The organism is Romboutsia sp. 1001285H_161024_C4 (assembly GCF_015550185.1).
Classification (GTDB): Bacteria; Bacillota; Clostridia; order Peptostreptococcales; family Peptostreptococcaceae; genus Romboutsia_C; species Romboutsia_C hominis.
The window spans coordinates 171766-193448 of the sequence record NZ_JADNAJ010000004.1 but is presented as its reverse complement, the minus strand read 5'-3'; the positions used below and the strand labels follow the sequence as shown (position 1 = coordinate 193448).

The window sequence follows — 21683 nt, the reverse complement described above, 5'->3', positions numbered from 1 at the left end:
TACGAGGGTCTTTTTTTACGCTTAAGGAAATTATGATACTTCATAAACTGTAGATAATTATTGAAATTAAGCAATACCAATTAGTTTTATGAGCGTAAAAAAGACATTTTGAGCAACGGACGAAGTCGTTGGCGACATGAAGTGTTTCGCCGACACGTCGCTCAAGCGCAGCGAATTTTTTATATCTTTAAAAATATAATACAAGTATAATCAAATTCATTGAATTTTATTTTTGTATATAAAATATGAAGGAAAATGTAGAGTCTGTACGGAATTGGAGAATATATTATTTATAGTGAAACCATTATAAAAGCTATCGGGGTCGAGATTCAAATATAAATAAGTTAACAAAACGATATATTAAGGGGGGAAGTATATGATAAAAAATATACCTTTAGAGAATAAGATTAACAAACATAGAAAGATATTAAATTCCATTGCAGAGCTAGGAAGAAAAGAGTTTAAGACGTCACAATACATAAAGGATTATTTAGATGGAATTAATATATCATATAAAGAATATCTAGATACATCTATCGTAGGAATTATAAAAGGAAATAATGGTGATAAAACTATAGCATTTAGAGCAGATATGGATGGATTGTTAACAGATGAAGGTCCGAAACACTTATGTGGACATGATGGACATATGAGTATATTACTAGGTCTTATAGAATTTATCAGTATGAATAAAGAAAAATTAAAGGATGATATAGTATTTATATTTCAACAAGCAGAAGAAGGTCCAGGTGGAGCTAATGAGTTGATTGAAGCAGGAATAATACAAGAATATAATATAGATGAAATTTATGGTCTTCATATATATCCAGATATAGAAACAGGATATATAGGAGTAAGAAGTGGATATTTTATGGCACAGGCAGGAGATATAGATATAAATATATATGCTAAAAGTGGGCATGGAGCAATGCCTCAAAATGGAATAGATGGAGTTGTAGTTGCCTCGAATTTAGTCACTAATCTTCAAACGATAATATCCAGAAATGTAAGTCCTATTGATACAGCTGTACTTAGCATAGGAATTATAAATGGAGGAACAAGAAGAAATATTATAGCTGAAAATGTTAATTTACAAGGCACAATAAGAACATTTAAGCCAGAAGTATATAGTAAGATTAAAAAAAGAATACTAGAAGTGTGTAAAGGAATGGAAGTTTTATATAATTGCAAAGTAGATTTAAAAATAAGAGATGATTACCCAGCTGTTAATAATGATAAAAAGTTATATGAAGAATTTATACAAATCATAAATAAAGATAGGCTAATACAACTTGAGCCACTTATGATATCAGAGGACTTTTCATATTATCAAAAAGAAGTACCAGGATTATTTTTCATGCTAGGAGCAAGAAATATAGAAAAAGGGTTTGTTAATGGACTTCATAACATTAATTTTGATTTTGATGAAGAAGTTTTAAGAAATGGTCTAGAAATATTTATTAAATTGTTAAAACATAAGAGATCAATATGTTAAAATACATTTAAAAATTTATACTATGAGTATAAAATAAGAATTATTTAATATATAGTTAAAGAAATGAGTTTTTATAATTAAAGGATACCCCTATAAATGTTTGTATAAATTTCGTCTAAATGACAAGAATACAAATATGTAAAGGGGTGTTTTTTATGGATTTAAATAAGCCAGGCAAAAAAAGTACAAGTAAATCTAAAAAGAAAAAAATATTGACAGACAATGATATAATGAAATATGAGATAGCATCAGAACTAGGTCTAATAGACAAGGTAAATGAATTAGGCTGGGCAGGTCTTACAGCTAAAGAAGCTGGAAGAATTGGTGGAATACTCACATCTAGAAAAAAACAAAAGAAAAAGATGGAGGAGTCAAATAAAGAGGATGGATCAGTATAAAGATTTTGCATTCATCTATGATGAACTTATGAATGAAGTTGATTATAATGGATGGGTTGAGTATATAGAAAAAATAATAGAAAAAGAAGGTACTAAAGTACAGAATATATTAGAATTAGCTTGTGGTACAGGAAATTTAACTATACCATTAACTAAGAAAAACTACGATATTGCAGGAATAGATATATCAGAAGAAATGCTTGGAGTAGCTAGAGAAAAAGCAGAAAAAGAAGGTGTAGAGTTAGTATTACTACAACAAGATATAGCTGAATTAGACTTTGATATAACAAATTTAGACTGCGTATTATGTGCTTGTGATGGATTCAATTATATAACATATGATGAAGATTTAGAAAATGTATTTAAAAAGACATATGAACTTTTAAAGGAAAATGGATTATTTATATTTGATATAAGTTCATTCTATAAATTGTCATCTGTACTTGGAAACAACATGTATGGAGAAAATAGGGAAGACATAGCTTATATGTGGCAAAACTACTTTGATGATGAAGAAAATCTAGTAGAAATGGAATTAGCCTTCTTTGTAAAAGATGAAGACGGTAGATTTGAAAGATTTGAAGAAGTTCATCAACAAAGAGCATATACAGAAGAAGAAATATTAGACATGTTACAATCAGTAGGATTTAAAGATATAAAAGTTTATTCAGATTTTACATTTGAAGCACCAAAAGAAGATAGTGAAAGGATATTCTTTGTAGGTAGAAAATAAAGGCATATATGGAGGAATTGTTATGAAGGATTATGTAATAAGAGCAACTGCAGGAGAAGGTCAAGTTAGAGCTTTCGTAGCAACTACTACTAACCTTGTAGAAAAAGCAAGAGAAGTACATGGTACAACAAAGGTTGCAACAGCGGCTTTAGGGAGAACATTAACAGCAACATCAATAATGGGGTTAATGATGAAAAATAAAGGTGACAAGCTTACTGTTATAATAAAAGGTGGAGGTCCAATAGGAACTATACTTACAACATCTGATTCTACAGGAATGGTAAAAGGATATGTTCAAAATCCACAAGTAGAAGTACCAGATTATGAAAATGGAAAGCTTAACGTGGCTGCAGCAGTAGGAACTGATGGAGTAGTTAAGGTTATAAAGGACTTAGGTCTTAGAGAGCCTTACAATGGAGCATACCCACTTGTAAGCGGTGAAATAGCAGAAGACTTCACACATTATTTTGCATTATCAGAGCAAACACCATCTGTAGTATCATTAGGTGTTCTTACAACAGAGTATGAAGTAGAACATGCAGGAGGATTTGTTGTTCAGCTTATGCCAGATGCAACAGAAGAGACAATATCTCAACTAGAGCAAAATATATCTAAGTTAGACTCAATAACAAATATGATGTTAGAAGGAAAAACTCCAGAAGATATATTAAGTATAGTATTAGAAGGACTAAACCCAAGAATATTAGATAAAATAGAAGTTGGATTTGAATGTGAATGTTCAAAAGAAAAAGTTGGAGAAGCGCTAGTTTCTATAGGAAAGAGACAACTTCAAGAAATAATAGAAGAAGATAAAAAAGCTGAAATAGGATGTCAATTCTGTAACTCAAAATATAATTTTAATGAAGAAGAATTAATAGAACTATTAAATAGCTTAGAAAACTAAAAAATAAGCTCTTTTGCTAAGTACCTTATTAAATGGTAAAATATACTTATGCAAAAGAGCTTTTTTACTTACTAAGGGAATTTATCGCCTTGGAAATCGTGGATAATCTATAAATTAAAGTTATATTAATATATTTGAAAAAAGTAAAAAAGAATTTTTGAGCAGCGGACGAAGTCGTTGGCAATATGAAATAGTTCGCCCATACATGGCTCAAGCAAAGCGAATTTTTATTATAAAAAATTACATATAACAATGGGGTGAAATAGGTAATGAACTTTAACCAAGGACTGGAACTAACTCAATCTCAAAGCCTAGTAATGACGACTCAGTTAAAGCAATCATTAGCTATACTAAATATGAGTAAGTTAGAGCTAGACGAAGAAATAAAAAGAGAATGTGAAGAAAATCCTTTAATAGATGCAGAAAAAACTACAGAAATAGATTGGGAAGCATATATTAAAAATATTGAAAAGTCCAACTTATATGATAAAAATGAGGTTAGCTACAACAGGGATAATGAAGTTAGCTTTGAAAATATGGTAAAGTATTCATCAAGCTTATATGAAGACTTACATTTTCATATAAGTTTATATAAGCTAAGTAAAAAAGAAATGGAAGTTTGTGACTATATTATCGACAGTCTAGATGAAGATGGATATTTAAGAGTAAATGAAGAAGAAATAATAAGTGAATTAAATATAGATAAAGAGTTATTTGAAAGCTGCTTATTAAATATACAACAATTAGAACCAAATGGTGTAGGAGCAAGAAACATATCAGAATGCTTAATTATACAAATAAGAAATTTAGGTATAGACAATGAAATATTAGAAAAAATTATATTAAATGACTTAGAATTGATAGGAAATAATAAATATAGGGATATTAGTAAAAAATACAAAATATCTCTGCAACAGTGTGTAGATATGATGGAAATAGTTAAAAGTCTAAATCCAAAGCCAGGTATATCTGTTAGTAAAGAAAGTAGTATGTATATACATCCAGATGTAATAGTCGAAAAATTAGATGGGGAGTTTATAGTATATAGAAATACTAACGATAACTATCAATTAAACATAAATAATTTTTATAAAGAAATACTAAAAAATGCAAGCTCAGATAATAGTGCAAAGTCGTTTATAAAGGAAAAATTAAATTCAGCGACAATGCTAATTAAGAGCATAGAAAGTAGAAATAGTACAATTATGAAAATAGCAAAAGAAATTGTAAAGTCTCAACAAGAATTTTTTGAAAATGGAGTCAGGTATATAAAGCCTATGAGGATGAAAGATATTGCTGATAGATTAGGTTTTCATGAATCTACAATAAGTAGAGGTGTAAATGGAAAGTATATGCTAACAACTTTTGGAATATTTGAATTTAGATATTTTTTTAGTAGTGCTATAGAATCTAATAAAGATGAGGGTACATCTAGCTTAAGCATAAAAAAAATGATACAGGATAAAATAAAAGCGGAAAATAAGAAAAAGCCATTAAGTGACGACAAGATAGCAAGTATGTTAAAAGAAGAAGGGATTAATATAGCTAGGAGAACGATTGCTAAATATAGAGAAGAGCTTAAAATACCATCTTCAAGTAAGAGAAAACAATACTAGTATTAGAAAATAAAAATAAAAATATCTCAAAAACTATTGAAATATATTTACATTTCATTTACAATAAAATTATCTTGTGGGACTAAAAAAATACACGGGGACATAAAAAGTCCCTCAGTGGACGTTGATGAAGGAGACAATATGAGTAACTTAATAAAAATTCAACAAAAACTAATTCCACAAGTTATAGAGCTAATGGAGAAAAGATACTCTATTTTAAGACAGATATCCTTGAGTGAACCAATAGGTAGGAGAACCTTATCAAATGTTTTAGGAATTAGTGAAAGGGTCGTAAGATCAGAAACTGAGTTTCTAAAAGAACAAGGTCTTATAGAGGTAGCAGTATCTGGAATGACCATGACTCAAGAAGGTATGGATCTTTTAGAAGAGCTTAAAGATATCATGAACGATATCATGGGATTATCAACGCTACAAGAAAAGGTAAAAGAAAAGCTTGGAATAAAGAAAGTTTTACTAGTGCCTGGTAGCTATGATCAAAATCTTAGCTTAATAAAAGATATAGCAAAACTAGGATCAGAGTATTTCTTAAGTATCTTAAAAGATGGAGATGTAGTTTCTATAACAGGTGGAAGTACTATGTTAGAGTTTTCAAATGCTATAAAGACTGACAAAAAATACGAAAATACAACTGTAGTACCTGCAAGAGGTAGTATGGGAAAAGATGTAGTGAGTCAATCTAACAACATAGTAGCGACAACAAGTAAGAAATTAGGAGCAAACTACAAATTATTACATATACCTGATGAACTAGGTACGGAGGCTATGAAAACACTTACACAAGAGCCTCAAATAAAAAAGACTTTAGATATGATTGAAAAAACTGATGTATTAGTGTTTGGAATCGGAATTGCACTGGAGATGGCCAAAAAAAGAAGGCTTCCAGAAGAAAGAATACAAGAACTTATTGATAAAGATGCAATAGGGGAAGCATTTGGACACTATTTCAATAAAGATGGTGAAATAGTATGCAAGCTAAATACTGTAGGGATACATCTAGATACTTTCAAAAAAACTAAAGAGAACATAGCTATATTTGCTGGAACTCAAAAAGCAGAGTCTTTTATAGCTATGACAAATATCAATAAAAACATATCACTAGTAACAGATGAAGAAAGTGCAAATAGAATATTAGAGTTATTACAATAGTTTATAACTAGCATTGCTAGTAAAAATATATTTTATACACAATTTAGGAGGTAGCATTATGGTTAAAGTTGCTATAAACGGATTTGGTAGAATAGGAAGATTAGCTTTAAGAAAATTAATGGAGCAAACAGATAAGTTTGAAGTTGTTGCTATAAACGACTTAACAGATGCTAAAACATTAGCTCACTTATTCAAGTATGACTCTGCACAAGGAAGATTCAATGGTGAAATAGAAGTTAAAGAAGGTGCTTTCGTAGTTAATGGACATGAAATAAAAGTTACTGCTGAAAGAAACCCAGCTGATTTACCATGGGCTGAGCTTGGAGTTGATATAGTATTAGAATGTACTGGATTCTTTACTTCTCAAGAGAAGGCTGGACTTCATTTAGAAGCTGGAGCTAAAAAAGTTGTTATATCTGCACCAGCTACAGGAGACTTAAAAACTGTAGTATTCAATGTTAACCATGATGTATTAGATGGAACAGAGACTGTTATATCAGGGGCATCTTGTACAACTAACTGCTTAGCACCAATGGCTAAAGCATTAAATGATGCATTTGGATTACAAAAAGGATTCATGACTACAATACATGCATACACTAATGACCAAAATACATTAGATGGTCCTCATGCTAAGGGAGACTTAAGAAGAGCTAGAGCTGCTGCTGCAAGTATAGTTCCTAACACTACAGGTGCTGCAAAAGCTATAGGTTTAGTTATACCAGAATTAAAAGGTAAATTAGACGGAGGAGCTCAAAGAGTTCCAGTTATAACTGGTTCTTTAACTGAATTAGTTTGTACATTAGACAAAAAAGTTACAGTAGAAGAAATAAACGCTACTATGAAAGCTGCTTCAAATGAATCATTTGGATATACTGAAGAGCCATTAGTATCTTCAGATATAATAGGAATAGACTTTGGTTCATTATTTGATGCAACTCAAACAAGAGTTATGGAAGTAGACGGACAACAATTAGTTAAAGTTACTTCTTGGTATGACAATGAAATGTCTTACACTGCTCAATTAATAAGAACATTAGGATACTTTGCTGGTTTAGCTAAGTAATTTAATATAGAGTCCAGGCTTGTAGTTTAAACTACAGGCTTAGGACTTTTTTAAAAGAGACTTACAACAAATAACAACTAAAAATAAGGTATGCTAAATTCGGTGTTATAGAAAGATTATTCATTTTAACAATGGGTTAGCTTGATTTAAAGGAGAGAGATAAATATGTCAATGCTTAATAAAAAGACTATAGAAGATATAAATGTATGTGGAAAAAAAGTTTTAGTAAGATGTGATTTCAATGTGCCTCTAAAAGATGGCGTTATAACAGATGAAAACAGATTAAACGGAGCTTTACCAACAATAAAGTACTTAATAGAAAATGGAGCAAAAGTTATATTATGTTCTCACTTAGGAAAACCAAAAGGAGAAGCTAAGCCAGAATTATCTTTAGCACCAGTAGCTACTAGATTATCAGAAATGTTAGGTAAAGAAGTTGTATTTGCAGCTGATGACAACGTTGTAGGAGAAAATGCAAAGGCAGCTGTAGAAAAGATGGAAAATGGTGATGTAGTATTACTACAAAACACTAGATATAGAAAAGAAGAAACTAAAAACGAAGAAAACTTCTCAAAAGAATTAGCATCACTTGCTGAAATATTTGTAAACGATGCATTCGGAACTGCTCATAGAGCACACTGTTCAACAGTAGGAGCTGGCGAGTTCTTACAAGAAAGAGCTTGCGGATACTTAATTCAAAAGGAATTAAAGTTCTTAGGAGAAGCTGTTGAAACACCAGTAAGACCTTTTACTGCTATACTTGGAGGAGCTAAAGTATCTGATAAGATAGCTGTTATAGAACAATTATTAGAAAAAGTAGACAATCTAATAATAGGTGGAGGAATGGCTTATACATTCTTAAAAGCACAAGGATATGAAATAGGAACTTCTCTAGTAGAAGAAGAAAAAGTAGATTACGCTAGAGAAATGATGAAAAAAGCAGAAGAAAAAGGCGTTAAGTTATTATTACCAATAGACAACGCTGTTGCTGATAAATTTGCTGATGTTGAACCAGTTATAACTGAAGATGCAAATATACCAGCAGGATTCATGGGACTAGATATAGGACCTAAAACAATAGAGTTATATGTAAATACAGTTAAAAACTCTAAAACAATAGTATGGAATGGACCAATGGGAGTATTTGAATTTGAAAACTTCAACAAAGGTACATTAGCTGTTGCTAAAGCTATGGCAGATTTAACTGATGCTACTACTGTAATAGGTGGTGGAGATAGTGCTGCTGCAGTTAACCAATTAGGATTTGGAGATAAGATGACTCACGTATCAACAGGTGGAGGAGCTTCTTTAGAATTCTTAGAAGGTAAAGAATTACCAGGTATAGTAGCTTTAGATAACAAATAAATTTGAAAATTATCGTAAGGCATTTATTTGTCAAACATTTATATATATGACCACAGTTTAGTTTTACCTTAATAGGTAGAACTACCTTAATAAATATTTATTAAATCTAGAGAAATCTTAAATAAGGTTTCTCTTGGATTTAATCAAAGGTGGAGGAGTAAAAAATGAGAAAGCCTATAATAGCAGGAAACTGGAAAATGCACAAAACTATAGCAGAAGGTATAGCTTTTGTGAATGAAGTTAAAGATAAAGTAAATAATGATAAGGTAGAAGCTGTAATATGTGCACCTTTCACTTTATTAAAAGACTTAAAAGAAGCAACTAAAGGAACTAACATAAAGATAGGTGCTCAAAACATGCATTTTGAAGAAAAAGGGGCATTCACTGGAGAAGTATCACCACTTATGTTAAAAGAATTAGATATAGACTATGTTGTAATAGGACACTCAGAAAGAAGACAATACTTCAACGAAACTAATGAAACAGTAAATAAAAAAGTTTTAAAAGCTCTAGAAGTTGCTATAGACCCAATATTATGTGTTGGTGAAACTTTAGAAGAAAGAGAAGCTGGAGAAACTAAAGCAGTTTGTAAAGTTCAAGTTGAAAAAGCTTTAGAAAATGTAGCTAAAGAAGATTTAGCTAAGGTTGTTATAGCATATGAGCCAATATGGGCTATAGGAACTGGAAAGACTGCAACTAGTGAAGATGCTAATGATGTAATAAAATATATAAGAGAAGTTGTAAAAGATATATACGGAGACCTAGCTAACGAAGTTAGAATTCAATACGGTGGAAGTGTTAAGCCTGCTAACGTAGCTGAAATAATGGGTCAAAGTGATATAGATGGAGCATTAGTTGGTGGAGCTAGCTTAGAAGCAAGTGACTACACTCAACTTGTTAACTACTAAGGAGAGGAAACTATGAAAAAGCCTATAGCATTAATAATAATGGATGGTTTTGGAGAAAGCAAAATAGTAGACGGAAACGCTGTACTAAATGCAAATACTCCTAATCTAGACAACTTAATAAAAGAATATCCGCACACTTTAATAAGTGCTAGTGGACTTGATGTAGGTCTTCCAAATGGACAAATGGGTAACTCAGAAGTAGGACACACTAACATTGGAGCAGGAAGAATAGTATATCAAGACTTAACTAGAGTTAGTAAGGCAATAGAAGATGGAGATTTATTCAAAAACGAAGTCTTACTAGAAACTATGAAAAATGCTAAGACTAGCGCACTTCATTTAATGGGATTAGTATCTGATGGTGGAGTACATTCACATATAGACCACTTAAAAGGCATCTTAAAGATGGCCAAAGAAAATGGTGTTGAAAATGTATATGTACATGCATTCACAGATGGTAGAGACACAGATCCTAAAAGCGCATTAAAATATATACAAGATATAGAAGACTATATGAAAGAACTTGGAGTAGGTAAATTTGCTTCAGTTTCTGGAAGATACTATGCTATGGACAGAGATAAGAGATGGGACAGAATTAAGCTTGCATATGATGCAATGGTTAATGGAAAAGGATTAACTGCATCTAGTGCAAAAGAAGCTATAGAAAACTCTTATGCAGAAGATAAGAATGATGAATTCGTTCTTCCAACAGTTATAGTAGAAAATGGACACCCAGTAGGTCTTATAAAAGAAGGGGATTCAATAGTATTTGGTAACTTTAGACCAGATAGAGCTAGGGAGATAACTAGAGCAATAGTAGATACAGATTTTACAGGGTTTGAGAGACCAAACATGAAAACATACTTTACATGTTTAACTACATATGACATAACTATAAAAAATGTACATGTAGCATTTAAACCTCAAAGCCTTGAAAATACATTAGGGGAATATTTAGCGAAAAACGGTAAAAAGCAATTAAGAACAGCAGAAACTGAAAAATACGCTCACGTTACATTCTTCTTCAATGGTGGAGTTGAAGAACCTAATGAAGGTGAAGATAGAGAACTAGTACCATCGCCAAAGGTTGCAACTTATGATTTACAACCAGAGATGAGTGCTTATGAAGTAACAAATAAGTTACTTGCTAAAATAGATGAAGATAAATACGACTTTATAGTTGTAAATTTCGCAAATCCTGATATGGTAGGACATACAGGTGTAATAAAAGCAGCAATAAAAGCTGTTGAAACTGTAGATGAATGTGTAGGAAAGGTAGTAGAAAAGATACTTTCTAAAGGTGGAGAGGCTATAATAACTGCTGACCATGGTAATGTAGAACTTATGCAAGACCCAGAAACTAAATCTACTATAACAGCACACTCTACAAATCCAGTACCATTTATATTAGTAGGAGAAAAAGATAAATCATTAAGCCTAAGAGAAGGCGGAAGATTATGTGATATAGCACCTACAATATTAGAAATGATGAATTTAGATAAACCAGAACAAATGACTGGTGAATCTTTAATAATAAAATAAATTTTAAAATTAAAACTATAAAATAAGAAAATATAAAACCCCATCAAAGAATTTTTTTATTAAACATAAGATATTATATTCTTAAAAATAGGTATAATATTAAGTAGTTTACTTAATTTTAAAAATTTAGACATTAAAAGTAGCAAATAAACCATTTAAAATCGAAGGGAGATACAAACATGTCAGTTATAGAATTAGTATATGCTAGAGAAGTATTAGACTCAAGAGGAAATCCAACTGTAGAGGTTGAAGTAGCTTTAGAAAGTGGAGCTCAAGGTAGAGCAATAGTTCCATCAGGAGCATCAACAGGAGCTTTTGAAGCTGTTGAGTTAAGAGATGGCGACAAGTCAAGATACTTAGGAAAAGGTACTGAAAAAGCTGTTGCTAATGTAAATGAAATAATAGCTCCTGAATTAGAAGGAATGGATGCATTTGACCAACCAGGAATAGATGCATTAATGATAGAATTAGATGGAACTCCAAACAAAGGTAAGTTAGGAGCTAACGCAATATTAGGTGTTTCTATGGCTGTAGCTAGAGCTGCTGCTGATGAAGTAGGATTACCATTATTCCAATACATAGGTGGAGTAAATGCTAAGCAATTACCAGTACCAATGATGAACATATTAAATGGTGGAGAGCATGCTGATAATAACGTTGACGTACAAGAGTTCATGATATTACCAGTTGGAGCTAAAACATTCAAAGAAGGATTAAGAATGGGTGCAGAAGTATTCCATTCATTAAAGAAAGTTTTAGGAGAAAGAGGATTAGCTTGTGGTGTAGGTGACGAAGGTGGATTCGCTCCAAACTTAGGATCAAACAGAGAAGCTTTAGAATTAATAGTTGAAGCTATAGAAAAAGCTGGATACAAGCCAGGAGATGACGTAAGATTAGGTCTTGACGTTGCTGCTACAGAAATGTACAACAAAGAAACTAAAAAATATGTTTTAGCTGGAGAAGGTAGAGAATTAACTGCTGAAGAAATGGTTAATTTATATGAAGATTGGGCTAACAACTTCCCAATAATAACTATAGAAGATGGATTAGATGAAGAAGATTGGGATGGATGGAAGTTATTAACTGATAGATTAGGAAACAAATTACAATTAGTTGGAGACGATTTATTCGTAACTAATACTGAAAGATTAGAAAGAGGAATAGAAGCTGGTGTAGCTAACTCTATATTAGTTAAAGTTAACCAAATAGGAACAATAACTGAAACTTTAGATGCTATAGAAATGGCTAAGAGAGCTGGATACACTGCAGTTATATCTCATAGATCAGGAGAAACTGAAGATACTACTATAGCTGACTTAGCAGTAGCAGTAAATGCTGGGCAAATAAAAACTGGTGCTCCATCAAGAACTGATAGAGTAGCTAAATACAACCAATTATTAAGAATAGAAGAAACAGTTGGTGAGCAAGCTAGATACTGTGGATTAAAATCTTTCTACAACTTAAAAAAATAATCAAATAAAAGTAATATAAAAGGGGTTTAGATTATCTAAGCCCCTTTTTTACATATAATAAAATTTATTAATATTTTATGGATTTCAACATAGTGTTACAAAAGAAAAGATACAATATAAAACAATTACAGAAAACATCAAACTATACTGTATACCTTGAATACACTAGGGTTATATGATATATTAAAGTGTAAGACAAACCTACAATTAATGAAGGAAAGGAGGGAATATAGATGGATTTAGGTATGATATTAATGGGAGTACAAGTAGTACTATCTATAATTCTTGTAGTAAGCATAATGCCACAAGATACAAAAAGTGCAGTTCCTTCACAATTTGGTGGAGAAGGTAACCAAAGTTACTTTAAGCCGAAAGGAAAAGAAGCATTCTTAGCAAGAACAACTAAGGTAGCAGGGGTACTATTCTTTATAAATGCAATAGCAATGCTTTTAGTAAAATAATATTAAATAATTGGCCATTATTTAATAAAAATTAAGATTTAAAAATTAAATTTAATTTTTAAAGAGGCAGCTACAACTAGTAGTTGTCTTTAATTTTTTTCATCAATTTCTTCTATATAAATATCAGCCCAAGTAACACGATTACAAAAAGGACACTTTAATCTAGATTGAAGACCAGAATTTATAGCAAACATCTGATGAAACTTAATATAAAACTTATGACCACAATTTTTACATACATAAGGAATATGCTTAATTTTATTATAAACAGATACAAAAAGCAGAGTAATTGAAACTATAGTAATAACTAAAAACCAAAAATTTTGATTAGGAAACTCATAAAACTCAAAAATTAATCCAATTATAAAAAAAAGGACAGACCAAATAATGATAGGTTTGAAAGTAAGACGATTATAAAAATAAAATTTATCCCAAAACTTACTCATAAAAACACTCCCTATAAACTAATTAACTAAATAGTAGCACTTGCAAATCAAGAAATCTACCTAATAACCCATAGTTATTTAAAAAAAACAAAGTAAAATAAAACAATTTATGATATCAAAACAAAAAGTATAACCTTAAAGGACTAAAATCTAAGAATATATTGAAATTTACTAGTTGAAAGTGTTGAAAAATACAAGAATTTTATACACTCTTATCTTGATTTTAACAAGGATTTTTTAGGTTACATAAAGAAATAAATGATTAAAGATGTTACAAAACAATGGAAACAAGGAGGATAACTATGGCTGTGTTTAAGATGAAGCAAGATGATGAATGGAAAAGAAACTACATATTAGAATTCAATGACATGAGAGATAATTATGAGTACAAACTACAATTAAAAGACGTAGAAATAGAAAAATTAAAATCAGAAATCTTAAGATTAAGAGACAGTAAAAATACTCTAAAACCAAGAGATAAACAAATTTCAGATAGAGATATACAACTTATAAAAGACTTAAGAGTTTGTAAGCTAAGCTATAGTGAAATATCAAAGAGAACAAAATGGAGCAAAGCAACAGTAAGTAGGGTATTAAATGGACTTTATGATTAAAAAAAAATATAAATATATATAATATAAAGCTCATGAGTTATAAAAATATATAAACATGAGCTTTTTAATATGAAAATATCTATAATTATATGAATAAATATATAAACTCATATAAAAATAAAATATAAATTACAAAATATGGCTATTGTATTGGAATAAATTGCTTTTTTATATACAATAGACTAATAAGAATAATTTTCTTTAGAATAAAATTTTTTATAAGTATTATATTTATTAAAAAAGTATATATTTTAAGTATAAGTAGTAAAAAATAAATAAAATTATAATACTAATAAAGTATGTAAATACACAAACTAAGTAATAACAAATTTAAAAATAAATTTAGGAGGAAGCACAAATGTTACCAGGACTTAAAGAACGTTTATTAGGCTTAATAAATGACAAAGCATACAATCCTCTAAAAAAAGAAGAATTAGCATTAATATTTGAAATACACCCAACTGAAATGCCAATGTTTTATAATTTTTTAGAAGAACTAGAAGAAGATGGATATATATGTAAAACAAAAAAAGGAAAAATAACATCTCCAAAATCAATGGGATACTTTGTAGGAAAATTCGTAGCTCATAGAAAAGGATTTGGATTTGTAGAATCTGATGAAGAATACACTCAAGACTTATTCATACCAGCAAGCGAAACAAATAGTGCTATGCATAATGATAGAGTAGTAGCAGAAATAATAAAACCAGCAACAGACGAAAGAAGAGCAGAAGGTGCTGTAATAAAAATACTTGAAAGAGAAATAACAAAAGTAGTAGGATTATTCCAGCCAAGCAAAAGCTTTGGATTTGTAATACCAGATGAAAAGAAATTTAACCAAGATATATATATACCTAAAAAATACTTTAGTGGTGCAAAAGCTGGAGACAAAGTAGTTTGTCAAATAACTATATGGCCACAAGCAGGAAGAAAGCCAGAAGGTAAAATAGTAGAAGTATTAGGGCCAAAAGGAAGTAAAGAAGTAGAAATACTATCAATAATAAGAGCACATGGATTACCAGAGGAATTCCCTAAAAAAGTATTACAAGAAGCTGAAAGTGTAGCACAGCCAATACCACAAGAAGAAATAAGAAGAAGATTAGATATAAGAGATATGAACATATTCACAATAGATGGTGAAGATGCAAAAGACTTAGATGACGCTATATCTATAGAAGTACTTCCAAATGGAAACTTTAGCTTAGGAGTACATATAGCAGACGTTACTCACTATGTACATGAAAAAAGTAAATTAGACAAAGAAGCTTTAAAAAGAGCAACTTCAGTATACTTAGTGGATACAGTAATACCAATGTTACCTAAGACTCTTTCAAATGGAGTATGTAGTTTAAATCCAAATGAAGATAAACTTACATTATCAGTATTTATGGAAATAGATAGAAAAGGTAATGTTAAAAAGTACGATATAAAAGAAACAATAATAAACTCAAAAGCTAGAATGACTTATACAGAAGTATCAGACATACTAGAAAAAGATGATGAAGAATTAAAAGAAAAATTCGCTCACGTAGTAGAAGAATTTAAAAATGCTGAAATATTAGCTAAAATATTAATGAATAGAAGAAAGCAAAGAGGAGCAATAGACTTTGACTTCCCAGAGGCTAAAATAATATTAACACCAGAAGGAAAAGTAGCTGATATAAAACACTACGAAAGAAGAATATCAAACAAAATAATAGAAGAATTCATGCTTATAACAAATGAAACAGTAGCAGAGCACTACTTCTGGTTAAACATGCCATTTGTTTATAGAATACATGAAACTCCATCAGCAGATAAAATGCAAGACTTAAGTAGATTTATATCTACATTTGGGTATACTATAAAAGGAGACTTAGAAGAAGTACATCCAAAAGCATTACAATCAATAATAGAAAAAATAAAAGGAACAAGAGAAGAAGAAGCAATAAGTACAATAATGCTACGTTCACTAAAACAAGCTAGATATTCACCAGAATGTAGTGGACATTTTGGTCTAGCAGCACAGTACTACAGTCACTTCACTTCTCCAATAAGAAGATATCCAGACCTTCAAATACACAGAATAATGAAGGAACATATAAATAATAAAATAAACAACAAAAGACAAGAGCAACTAGCTCATACTGTAGAATATGCATCAACTCAATCATCAGAAAGAGAAAGAGCAGCAGAACTTGCTGAAAGAGATGTAAAAGACTACTACAAAGCTGTATATATGGAAGACAAAGTAGGAGAAGAATATAATGGTATCGTATCAAGTGTAACATCATTTGGTATGTTTATAGAACTTCCAAATACAGTAGAAGGATTAAGTAGATTAGCAAATATGGGAGATGACTATTATATTTATGACGATATGACATATACTATAATAGGAGAAAGAACTAAAAAGACTTACAAAATAGGTGACCCAGTTAGAATAAAGGTTGCTAATGTAAATGTAGATTTAAGAGAAATAGACTTTGAAATTCTATACAAATTAGACGATGAAAATGAAATAGCATCTGAAGAATCTATTGAAGAATAGATAATATAATAGTCGAAATACTACCCTCCGTCGGAGATACCGACAGAGGGGGTGGTATTGACTATTTAATGCACTTATGGTATATTTTTACTAATAAATGTTAGTGAAGAATTTTTTAGTAAGAGGTGAGAGTATGGCAGGAACAAAAACACTTGCAACAAACAGAAAAGCAAGACATGAATATTTCATAGAAGAAACATATGAATGTGGAATAGAATTAAAAGGTACAGAAGTAAAATCTATAAGAGCAGGTAAGGTAAACTTAACTGATGGATTTGCATCTGTAGATAACAGTGAAGTATTTTTAAAACAAGTTCATATAAGCCCATACGAACAAGGAAATAGATTCAATGTAGATCCTCTTAGAGTTAGAAAGTTATTACTTCACAAGCATGAAATAAGAAAGCTTATAGGAGCAACTACTGTTAAGGGGTATTCATTAATACCTTTAAGTATGTACCTTAAACATGGTAAGGTTAAGATAGAATTAGCCCTAGCAAAAGGTAAAAAGCTATATGACAAGCGTCAAGACTTAGCTAAAAAAGATGCTCAAAGAAATATAGAAAGAGAATTAAGAGGAAAATATTAATAGTAGTTACAAATACTATTTTAAATTCCATTAGATAACATTGCTTTTTATTTTAAAAAGTATTATATTATATATATCAACAACACAACTTAATATAAATGGTGAAAACAAGGTTTGCGAAAGTAAAGTCCAAGGACTATAAAATACCACGGGGGCGTAAAGGTTTCGACGTGGGTTTGGAACTTGGGGTTGCGTGTCGTGTTACTCTGGGTCACGTAAAAACTGGGGAATTTAAAATAAACGCAAACGATAATTACGCTTTAGCAGCATAGTGCTGCTAGTCCCGCCTCGCCCTCCTGCCGGCTAGGCCTGGACTTCATTTATGCAGGGAACTACTCTCGGGGTGTCTCGACCGAAAGTGGACTAATTGGGACTGGTCAAGCATATAGCCTGCCACTGGGCGATATGTGAGACGAGATTCTAGTACAGTTGGCTACACACGTAGAAGCAACGAGGAAAGGACTTGCGGACAGGGGTTCGACTCCCCTCGTCTCCACCATTGAAATCCACGAAAAACGTATTGAGTATTTAATCAATACGTTTTTCGTGGTTTAATTAAATTTATAAGGGGAAAAATATGAATAATATAAAAGATTATAGAGAGAAGGAATTAAAATTATATATAATAGCTAATATATTACTTATTTTAGTTATGTCGAAGATTATATTTTATAATGAAACTACAGGTAATATAGATTATGTGAAGAGCGTAATAGACTTCTTAAATATATCACTAATTTCAGGGTTTATGTCTATAATTACTTTCTTACTGGATTCTATGTATAGCAGTGGCATTAAATCTAAGTTTCTGAATCTATGTGGATTAATTTCACAACCAGGGGAGAGTGTTTTTTCTAATATATTTAATGACACTCATAAAGATAATAGAATAAACAGAATTGATGCAAGTACAGAATATATCGAGATAAAAAATAGAATAGCAAACTTAGATGAAAAAAGTAGAAAAAAATATGAAAATAGCCAATGGTATAAAATCTACCATAAATATAGAAATGAAGATATGATATTTATATCAAATAGAGATTATTTATTATGTAGAGACTTGTATATATCTAGCATTAATATTATAGTTATGTACTTGATATTTTCACAAATTTTCAGAATGATTGATTTTTCTATTATGTATTTTATATCCATACTAATTATAGCAATAATAAGTAATATTTCTGCGCAGAGCAAATCTAAAAGAATGGTTTATAATGTAATAGCTTATGATTTAAGTGAAAAATCAAAATCTAAAGTGAATAACTAACAATGATATTGTCATATAAAGTAAGTTATTATAGCAAATATATTTATATGCTATGTATTGTTTATTAAGGTATAAAATAATAACATCAAGTTAGGGAGGAATATAATTGGGATACGAGTTAGAATTTATAGGGGTTAATGAAGAAACTAAAGATGCAACATCCATTTGTGTAAGGTGGAAAAAAGATGATAATTATTATGTGAAAGGAGTTTTTGATGGAGGTTTTAAGAAACATGGGGAACAAGTAGTAAGTCATTTGAATCAATATTATTTAAGCGATGAAAATGATAGTATTGATTTTGTTATTTGTTCACATCCTCATAAAGATCATAGTTCAGGGCTTAAAGAAATTTTAGAAAATGTAAAAGTTAAAACTCTATATATGAATAGGCCTTGGGTTCATATTGAGAGTTTATATGATAAAGTTAACGATGGAAGAATAACAAAAGAAAGCCTTAAAAAAAGACTAAAGGAGAGTTATACATATATATCCGAATTAGAAAGTATTGCAGAAGAGAAAAACATTCCCATATTTGATATCTTTCAGGGAGATGTTATAGAAAATAAATTAACTGTTTTATCGCCAAGTAAAGAGTTTTACTTAGATTTACTAGTAGAGTCAAATAAAACACCTCTTGAAGAAGATAGGTCATTAATAGAATTTTTAGAATCACAATTTACTAAAATTATTAGTAAAATTAAAGAAAGCTGGTCAGATGAGAAGTTAAGGGAGGATGTAGAGACAGAACCTGATAATGAAACAAGTACAGTTATTTTAGGCGATATGGATAAAGAAAGGTTTTTATTAACAGGGGATGCTGGAATTAGAGCTCTTAGGGAGGCAATTGATTATTCAGAGTCTATTTCAAAGTCCATAAAGGAAAATGTACAAATATATGAAATGCCTCATCATGGAGGTAGACATAACGTTAGCCCATCAATACTTAATGATTTATTAGGTGATATAGTTACAGAGGGAGAGTTAGTGAATAAAAAAGCTTTTGTATGTTCAGGTAAAAATTCAGATCATCCTTTACAAATGGTTGTAAATGCATTTATAAGAAGAGGTGTAAAAGTATATAATGCATCAGGAAATACTATAAGGCATAGTAGAGATATGGATGATAGAAGTGGATGGACTACAGCAAAAAATTTAGCTTTTAATTCAGATGTAGAAGAGTGGCATTAAAACATATATTAGCAGTTATTAGAAATATAGTCGTGGATATGATTTTTGTGAATCGTCTCCACCATTGAAATCCACGAAAAACATATTGATATAATAGTCAATATGTTTTTTTATACTTCAAAAAAGTATTTATGATGAATCTAAAATACGTCAAATTCTTTATAAAAAATGATAAAGTACTAAAATAGTTCAAAGATTCATGAGAGAGATTAGTTTAAAATCAGTTATTGTAAGTGAATTTAAGTATCATACTAAAATAGTAGGTTATTCATTTTAGAAATCAATGGCTACAGATTTAAGTATAAAAATTTTAGATAAGCCTGTCGGTACAATTGACAGGCGAGGTATTGATATTTCAATTAGACTTAATTATGCATTTTAGTAAAGAGGCACTAATGTAAATTAAAATGGTTTACTAAGAGAATTTTATTATAAAAAAGTTAACTTTGCCATAATAACTCAATATGATATTTATGTAATTGTAAGTATAATAAATAATAGATATTGCAGTGTCTTGGATATAAAACATTGCGGAGGTATTTGATACAACATAAATATAAACTATTGTACTTGTATTGAAAATTATAATTTAAAAGTTTATGATATTTTTTTAGTTTCAATTACATTATTATCTTTATTCATTTTTACTATCGAACTAGTAGAATATAATAATCCTGCATAAGCTATTACAGCATAGATTATTGTAGATATCCATGCATTTGTAAAGCCAGACTTATCAACTATAAATCCAAATACTGTAGAACCTGAACCAAATCCAACCGCAAAGAATATTTGTACAATACCTAATATAGTACCAAATTCTTTGTTACCAAATAGAGCACTAGTCATATAAGATGGTCCTATTATATATGAAAACATAGATATGCCTAGACAAACTGCAAATACAAATCCAAGTGCATTTATCTTACCAATAAATATTAAAGATAAACCACAAATTATAACTAATAATTCCGCTAGTACAAGAGATTTTGTTATACCAAATTTATCAAACAGAACGCCACCACAAAGGTTTCCAAATATTGAAAATAGTCCAAATAGAGAGGCAATTAATGCTGATCCTAAAGTTAATACATTAGATTGTTCTAATATTTGTAGGTATGGTATAAATTGTAATGCCATTCCACCAACATATAATCCTACAAATACAAATGATATTGCGAAAATCCAGAAGTATTTTATTTTGCTAACTTCTGCAAAAGTATATCCCCAGTTAGAGCTTTGTGAAGAAGTTTTTTTAGATTTCTTTGATTTATTCATTTCTAATTCAGATTTTGACTTTGGTAATCTCATTACAAATAATGCTATTGGTAATGCTACTATTATAGCTAATAATCCGAATCTTAAATAAGCACCTTTATAGCCAATTGATGGATTAGATAGCCATTTACCTGCAAATTGTTGAAGAATCATGTTACCAAGTCCTCCACCAGAGAATGCAAGACCCATTGCAATACCCTTATTTTCTGTAAACCAACTATTTATAAGTGTAGGAACTCCTATAGCTGATATTATAGCTGAACCTATTTGAACTAATATAGATAGCGCATAATAAGCGAATATATTTCCTTTAGCTAAAGACATCGATGCAAATCCAACACCTACTAAAATAATACCTATTACATATAGCAATTTTATATTTGCTTTAGGAGTGGAATATAATTTTCCGATAAAAGGAGAGCATAATGCAGATACTATAGTACCAATTGTGAATATTAGTGAAAATTGAGTATAAGTAAAGCCCTCTCCTGAAGTTACATAACTTGTAAATGCAGGTTGAATATTAGCTGCTAATGAGTATGGAACTGCTTGGATAAGCATACAACCTACAACTATTAACCAGCCATAAAAAAATGTGCTTTTTTGTTTTGTTTGTTCCATGATGAATACCTTCTTT

The 21683-nt window shown here is 30.2% G+C and carries 19 protein-coding genes and 1 other RNA gene; 18 read left to right on the top strand and 2 right to left on the bottom strand.

Features of this window, described 5'->3' with window-relative positions:
• The first annotated feature begins 376 nt into the window (after nt 1-376).
• From I1959_RS09090 to secG, 12 genes are all read left to right on the top strand, one after another.
• A complete protein-coding gene (locus I1959_RS09090; RefSeq protein ID WP_195238034.1) occupies nt 377-1495 on the top strand; it encodes an amidohydrolase in 1119 nt (372 codons plus the stop codon).
• A gap of 155 nt (nt 1496-1650) precedes the next feature.
• Nucleotides 1651-1893: a small, acid-soluble spore protein, alpha/beta type gene (locus tag I1959_RS09085; RefSeq protein ID WP_166504731.1), complete on the top strand. Its 243-nt coding sequence runs from the start codon at nt 1651-1653 to the stop codon at nt 1891-1893.
• Nucleotides 1880-2626: a class I SAM-dependent methyltransferase gene (locus I1959_RS09080; RefSeq protein ID WP_166504732.1), complete on the top strand. Its 747-nt coding sequence runs from the start codon at nt 1880-1882 to the stop codon at nt 2624-2626. The genes I1959_RS09085 and I1959_RS09080 overlap by 14 nt, the downstream gene beginning before the upstream one ends.
• Nucleotides 2627-2648: 22 nt before the next feature.
• The gene (gene hslO / locus I1959_RS09075; protein ID WP_195238033.1) at nt 2649-3530 is read left to right on the top strand and encodes an Hsp33 family molecular chaperone HslO; all 882 of its coding nucleotides are present in this window, start codon (nt 2649-2651) and stop codon (nt 3528-3530) included.
• A 269-nt stretch (nt 3531-3799) separates the two neighbouring features.
• Nucleotides 3800-5146, top strand: coding sequence for an RNA polymerase factor sigma-54 (gene rpoN / locus I1959_RS09070; RefSeq protein ID WP_195238032.1), 1347 nt, complete (start codon nt 3800-3802; stop codon nt 5144-5146).
• Nucleotides 5147-5287: 141 nt separating this feature from the next.
• A complete protein-coding gene (locus I1959_RS09065; RefSeq protein WP_195238025.1) occupies nt 5288-6313 on the top strand; it encodes a sugar-binding transcriptional regulator in 1026 nt (341 codons plus the stop codon).
• 58 nt (nt 6314-6371) lie between these two features.
• Nucleotides 6372-7379, top strand: coding sequence for a type I glyceraldehyde-3-phosphate dehydrogenase (gene gap, locus I1959_RS09060; RefSeq protein ID WP_092922559.1), 1008 nt, complete (start codon nt 6372-6374; stop codon nt 7377-7379).
• Nucleotides 7380-7544: 165 nt separating this feature from the next.
• Complete coding sequence (locus I1959_RS09055; protein ID WP_195238023.1) at nt 7545-8744, top strand: phosphoglycerate kinase; 1200 nt, start codon at nt 7545-7547, stop codon at nt 8742-8744.
• 164 nt (nt 8745-8908) lie between these two features.
• Nucleotides 8909-9652: a triose-phosphate isomerase gene (tpiA, locus tag I1959_RS09050; RefSeq protein ID WP_195238021.1), complete on the top strand. Its 744-nt coding sequence runs from the start codon at nt 8909-8911 to the stop codon at nt 9650-9652.
• 12 nt (nt 9653-9664) lie between these two features.
• A complete protein-coding gene (gene gpmI, locus I1959_RS09045) occupies nt 9665-11194 on the top strand; it encodes a 2,3-bisphosphoglycerate-independent phosphoglycerate mutase (protein ID WP_195238019.1) in 1530 nt (509 codons plus the stop codon).
• 179 nt (nt 11195-11373) lie between these two features.
• Nucleotides 11374-12666 (top strand): phosphopyruvate hydratase, encoded by a 1293-nt coding sequence (eno, locus tag I1959_RS09040; protein WP_166504738.1) that lies wholly within the window; start codon nt 11374-11376, stop codon nt 12664-12666.
• A gap of 233 nt (nt 12667-12899) precedes the next feature.
• The gene (secG, locus tag I1959_RS09035; RefSeq protein ID WP_166504739.1) at nt 12900-13127 is read left to right on the top strand and encodes a preprotein translocase subunit SecG; all 228 of its coding nucleotides are present in this window, start codon (nt 12900-12902) and stop codon (nt 13125-13127) included.
• 89 nt (nt 13128-13216) lie between these two features.
• Here secG and I1959_RS09030 read toward each other — a convergent pair whose 3' ends face one another.
• Nucleotides 13217-13573: a hypothetical protein gene (locus tag I1959_RS09030; protein WP_195238017.1), complete on the bottom strand. Its 357-nt coding sequence runs from the start codon at nt 13571-13573 to the stop codon at nt 13217-13219.
• 302 nt (nt 13574-13875) lie between these two features.
• Here I1959_RS09030 and I1959_RS09025 point away from each other — a divergent pair, with 302 nt between their 5' ends.
• From I1959_RS09025 to I1959_RS09000, 6 genes are all read left to right on the top strand, one after another.
• Nucleotides 13876-14187, top strand: a complete 312-nt coding sequence (locus I1959_RS09025) for a DNA-binding protein (RefSeq protein WP_195238015.1) — start codon at nt 13876-13878, stop codon at nt 14185-14187.
• A gap of 358 nt (nt 14188-14545) precedes the next feature.
• Nucleotides 14546-16717, top strand: coding sequence for a ribonuclease R (gene rnr, locus I1959_RS09020; protein WP_195238013.1), 2172 nt, complete (start codon nt 14546-14548; stop codon nt 16715-16717).
• A gap of 133 nt (nt 16718-16850) precedes the next feature.
• Complete coding sequence (gene smpB / locus I1959_RS09015) at nt 16851-17306, top strand: SsrA-binding protein SmpB (RefSeq protein ID WP_092922583.1); 456 nt, start codon at nt 16851-16853, stop codon at nt 17304-17306.
• A gap of 150 nt (nt 17307-17456) precedes the next feature.
• Nucleotides 17457-17805: a transfer-messenger RNA gene (ssrA, locus tag I1959_RS09010) on the top strand.
• 78 nt (nt 17806-17883) lie between these two features.
• Entirely contained in the window at nt 17884-18579 is a 696-nt protein-coding gene (locus tag I1959_RS09005) for a hypothetical protein (protein WP_092922586.1), read from the top strand.
• Nucleotides 18580-18685: 106 nt separating this feature from the next.
• On the top strand, nt 18686-19768 hold the full coding sequence (locus tag I1959_RS09000; RefSeq protein WP_092922589.1) for a ComEC/Rec2 family competence protein: 1083 nt from the start codon (nt 18686-18688) through the stop codon (nt 19766-19768).
• Nucleotides 19769-20365: 597 nt separating this feature from the next.
• Here I1959_RS09000 and I1959_RS08995 read toward each other — a convergent pair.
• Nucleotides 20366-21667 carry a conjugated bile salt MFS transporter gene (locus tag I1959_RS08995; protein ID WP_092922592.1) on the bottom strand — a complete coding sequence of 434 codons (1302 nt, stop codon included), beginning with the start codon at nt 21665-21667 and terminating at the stop codon, nt 20366-20368.
• Nucleotides 21668-21683: the final 16 nt, after the last annotated feature.